The organism is Agromyces humi (assembly GCF_009720255.1).
Lineage (GTDB): Bacteria > Actinomycetota > Actinomycetes > Actinomycetales > Microbacteriaceae > Agromyces > Agromyces humi.
Genome location: NZ_WJSP02000323.1, coordinates 1 through 4,249, shown reverse-complemented (window position 1 = coordinate 4,249; position 4,249 = coordinate 1). Strand labels below are relative to the sequence as shown.

At 70.3% G+C, this 4,249-nt stretch carries 5 protein-coding genes; 1 reads left to right on the top strand and 4 read right to left on the bottom strand.

Annotation, left to right across the window (positions count from 1 at the left end; translation table 11 throughout):
• From GH736_RS18150 to GH736_RS18140, 3 genes are all read right to left on the bottom strand, one after another.
• Positions 1-620, bottom strand: a 620-nt coding sequence (locus tag GH736_RS18150) for a metal ABC transporter permease (RefSeq protein WP_162529580.1), incomplete at its 3' end; no start/stop codon positions are given.
• Positions 621-678: 58 nt separating this feature from the next.
• The gene (locus tag GH736_RS18145) at positions 679-1,446 is read right to left on the bottom strand and encodes a metal ABC transporter ATP-binding protein (RefSeq protein ID WP_159605832.1); all 768 of its coding nucleotides are present in this window, start codon (positions 1,444-1,446) and stop codon (positions 679-681) included.
• 4 nt (positions 1,447-1,450) lie between these two features.
• Positions 1,451-2,542 (bottom strand): metal ABC transporter substrate-binding protein, encoded by a 1,092-nt coding sequence (locus GH736_RS18140; RefSeq protein WP_159605830.1) that lies wholly within the window; start codon positions 2,540-2,542, stop codon positions 1,451-1,453.
• Positions 2,543-2,690: 148 nt separating this feature from the next.
• Here GH736_RS18140 and GH736_RS18135 point away from each other — a divergent pair, with 148 nt between their 5' ends.
• A complete protein-coding gene (locus tag GH736_RS18135; RefSeq protein ID WP_159605828.1) occupies positions 2,691-3,176 on the top strand; it encodes a GNAT family N-acetyltransferase in 486 nt (161 codons plus the stop codon).
• A 6-nt stretch (positions 3,177-3,182) separates the two neighbouring features.
• On the opposite strand, the gene GH736_RS18130 is transcribed toward GH736_RS18135, so the two are convergent.
• A partial coding sequence (locus GH736_RS18130; protein WP_235934437.1) for a dihydrolipoamide acetyltransferase family protein occupies positions 3,183-4,249 on the bottom strand: 1,067 nt, incomplete at its 5' end.

Here is a 4,249-nt window from a genome sequence, read left to right as displayed (position 1 = left end):
GGCTGCCGACCCTCGACATCTGGGACGAACGCCTCGTCGACCTCGGGGCCGAACTCATCGACCAGCGCCTCACCCTCATCGACGAGCTGGCCGGTCCGCCCGCCGCCGCCTACCACTCGATCGTCGAACGCACGGAAGAGCTGCTGCTTCATCGTGAGGCCGACGATGAGCAGGGCGACGGCGCAGACGACCACGAGGGGCAGCACCTCGTCGGGCGGGATCGTGAGCACCCGCCCGAAGAGCAGCGCCTCGAGCTCGCCGGCGTAGTCATCGCTGCGCGAGACGACGATGACGCCGACGCTGAACGCGGCCGTCAGCACGATGGCGATGGCGGCGTCGGAGGTCACGCCCGCCCGGTCGAGGAGCGTGAGCACCACCGCCGCGGCCAGTGCGGCGATGGCCGCGCCGGGGAGGAGCCCGGCCGTGCCCCCCACCGCCAAGCCGATGGCGAGCCCCGGGAACACGGCGTGCGTCAGCCCGTCGCTGATGAACTCGAGCCCGCGCAGGTTGACGAGCACGCCGACGACACCCGCGACGACCGCGAGCACGAGCATGACGAGCAGCGCCCGGGCCATGAACGGCACGGTGAAGGCCGAGAACAGTGCGTCACCGAGGCTCACCTGCAACCACTCCCCCACCACGGACCCGCGTCATCGAGCGAATATGCCGAGTACGGCATCAGTGACCCTCGTGGCCGGGCACGACGAGCGTGTGCTCGTCGATCTCGACCTCGACGCCTTCGAAGCACTCCTGCACGTTGCCGAGGGTGAGCACGTCGTCGACGGGGCCGAAGGCGAGTTGCGTGCCGTTGACGAGTACGACGCGATCGCAGACGACTCGGGCCAGCTCGAGGTCGTGCGTCGACACGAGGATCGCCACGCCCGTCGCCTTCAGCGCACGGATGGTGGCGATGAGCGCGTCGCGATTGGCCTGATCGAGCCCGTTGAAGGGCTCGTCGAGCAGCAGGAGCCGCGGCTGCGCCGCGAGCGCCCGCGCGAGGAGGCCCCGCTGGCGCTGGCCGCCCGACAGTTCGCCGAACGGACGCTTCGCGAGCTCGACCAGGCCGACGGCGTCGAGCGCGGCGTTCACTGCCCCGCGGTCGGCCCGACCGGGCCACTTGAACAGGCCGAGGCGTCGATACCGGCCCTGCATCACGACCTGCTCGAGGCTGATGGGGAAGTCTCCGTCGAGCTCGGTGGACTGCGGCAGGAAGCCGATCATGCCGTTCCGGGCATGTTCGTCTCCACCGGCGAACTGCATCGTCCCGGCCGTGAGCGGCACGAGCCCGAGGACGCCGTTCAGCAGCGTGGACTTGCCGGCGCCGTTGGGGCCGATCAGGGCGACCGCCTCGCCGGGCGCGATGTCGAGGTCGAGCCCCGACACCCCGGAGCCGCCCGGATGGGTGAAGGCGGCACCGCTCAGGCGCAGCACGGGCGACTCGGTCATGGGGTCATCCTTGCAGCAGCGCAGGAAGCGGGGAAGGCGTGACGCCCCACGACTCGAGGATACGGGTGGCGTTGTGCACCTGGCTGCCGAGGTAGGTCTCGCCGGCCGACCCCGCGACACCGAGCGAGTCGCCGTACAGCGCGTCGTCACCGGAGTACACGGTCACGCCGGCCTCGCGGGCGATGGTGGCAGCGGCCTTCGGCGAGATCGACGCCTCGGAGAACACGGCCCGCACTCCCGTCGCCCGGATCCTCTCGACGAGCGCGTCGATCTCGGCAGCGCTCGGTTCCGCATTGTCGTCGAAGCTCGGGATGACGCTGCCGACGAACGTCAGCCCGTACGCGTCGATGAAATAGGTGAAGGCGTCGTGGTTGGTGACGAGCAGCCGGTCGGCGACCGGCACGGTGTCGACGTTCTCGCGGATCCAGGCGTCGAGGGCGTCGAGCTTCGCGACGTACGTGTCCGCGTTCGCGTCGACCGAGGCGGGGTCGATGCCCGGCACCTCGGCGAGCCCCGCGGCGATGGTCTCCACCATGTGCGCCGCGAGCGCCGGATCCGTCCAGATGTGCGGGTTGCCGGCGCCATGGTCGTGGCCCTCATGAGCGGATGCCTCGTCGGCATGCGCCTCGTCGGCGTGCTCGTCGCTCGCGTGCTCGTCACCGGCATCCGCTGCGTGGTCGTGATCGTGGTCATCGGTGCCGTACAGCTCGATGCCGGTGCTGGCGTCGATCAGCACGCCGTCGAAGCCCGAGGCGCTCACCGCGTCGTCGAGCCAGCTCTCGAGGCCCGCACCGTTCACCACGAGGGCGTCGGCCTCGCTCAGCGCCAGGAGTTGGGCGGCCGACGGATCGAAGCTGTGAGCGCTCTGCGCCGGCGCGAGCAGCTGCGTGACCTCGGCGCCGTCGCCGACGAGCTCGCGGGTGAAGTCCCCCACCTGCGTCGTCGTCGCCACGATCGACGGGCGGCCGCCGCTTCCCTCCTCGGATGCCGCGGGGCCGGCGCATGACGAGAGCAGCAGCGCACCCGCGCCTGCCAGGGCGACCGATGCGAGCGCCGTGCGCAGTCGACGTCGTGCGGCGGCTCCCCGGGTTTCCATGTTCCGAGGCTATCCGCTATTGATAATGATTGTCAAAACCATGTAGCGCCCGGGGCAGGCGGCGTTCGCGTGAACGGTTCGTGACGATCCATCGAGCGCCTGTGGACGGATGCGGCGAGTGTCGCACCGACGTGCGAGCATGAAGCACGTGGATACGACGACGGCCCCTCTCACGTTGCATCCGTTCACCGTCGCCGACGCCGAGCGACTGCTCTCCGGCGAGGTCGACCCGCACGACGGGTGGGAGGGCGGCTACGCCTTCACCGACGAGCCCGAGCTCCTGCGCGAGTACGTCCGGGCGGTGCGCGAGACGGGGGACCCGACGCCCTTCGGGCCCCACCTGGTGCGCCGCTCGCACGACGGCGCGACGATCGGCGGCGTCAACGTGTTCGGACCGCCGGCCACCGACGGCTCCGTCGAGTTCGCGTTCGGCCTCGTTCCGGCGGTGCGCGGGCAGGGGCTCGCCCTCCACGCCGTGATCGCCGTGGTGGAGCTCGTGCGAACGACCGGCGCCCTGTCCGCCCGCGCCGAGTGTGAGATCGCCAACCTTCCGGCGCGACGCGTGCTCGAGAACGCCGGGCTCGTCGAGACGGGTCGCAGCGACGACTCGATCATCTACGAGATCCGGTTCTGACCGGCGTCACTCGAGCAGGAGCGCGGGCTCCTCGATGATGGAGGCGACGTCCGCCAGGAAGCGGCTCGCCACGTCGCCGTCGACGACGCGGTGATCGAAGGATGCCCCGATCGTGGTCACGAACCTCGGGCGCACCTCGCCGTCGACGACCCATGGCTTCTGCTTGATCGTGCCGAGCGCGACGATCGCGACCTCGCCGGGGTTCAGGATCGGCGTGCCCGTGTCCATGCCGAACACCCCGATGTTCGTGATCGTGATGGTGCCGCCCTGCATCTCGGCCGGCTGGGTCTTGCCCTCCCGGGCCGTGAGCGTCAGCTGTTCGAGTGCCGTCGCGAGCTCGACCATGGTCATCGCCTGCGCGTTCTTGACGTTCGGCACGAGCAGGCCGCGCGGGGTCGCCGCGGCGACCCCGAGGTTCACGAAGTGCTTGACGATGATCTCCTCGTCGGTCCACTGCGCGTTGACCGACGGGTTGCGGCGAACGGCCCAGATCATGGCCTTGGCCATGATCAGCAGGGGCGACACGCGAACGCCGGCGTAGTCGGGGGAGGCCTTCAGTCGCTTGATGTACTCCATCGTGCGGCTGGCGTCGACATCCACGAAGACCGACACATGCGGCGCCGAGTATGCGCTCTGCACCATCGCGGCGGCGATGGCCTTGCGAACGCCCTTCACGGGGATCCGGGTCTCGCGGTCGGCGGGCGCCTCGGGCGTCTGGATATTGCGGAACACGCTCGCCTGGCTCGCCTCGCGGATCACGTCGTCGCGGGTGACGTCGCCGATCGGGCCGGTCGGCATCACCCGCGAGAGGTCGACCCCGAGATCCTTGGCGAGCTTGCGGATCGGCGGCTTCGCGATGACCGGCATGCCGGAATCGGGCCGCGACGGGATGCCAGCCGCGGCAGCCCCCACGCCGGCGCCGATCGCCGGTGCCGAGACGGGCTGCACCGACGGTACCGGCGGAGCGGAGAGGTGCTCGTCCTGCACCGCGATCTCGCCGAGACGTGGGGTGTCAGCTCCGACATCGAGATCGAACTGCACCGCACGAAGTACCTCGGGATCGGCGCTGACCG

Coding starts and splice junctions, on each gene's coding strand:
- GH736_RS18145 (WP_159605832.1), bottom strand. CDS start 1,446: ATGACCGAGTCGCCCGTGCTGCGCCTGAGCGGTGCCGCCTTCACCCAT.
- GH736_RS18140 (WP_159605830.1), bottom strand. CDS start 2,542: ATGGAAACCCGGGGAGCCGCCGCACGACGTCGACTGCGCACGGCGCTC.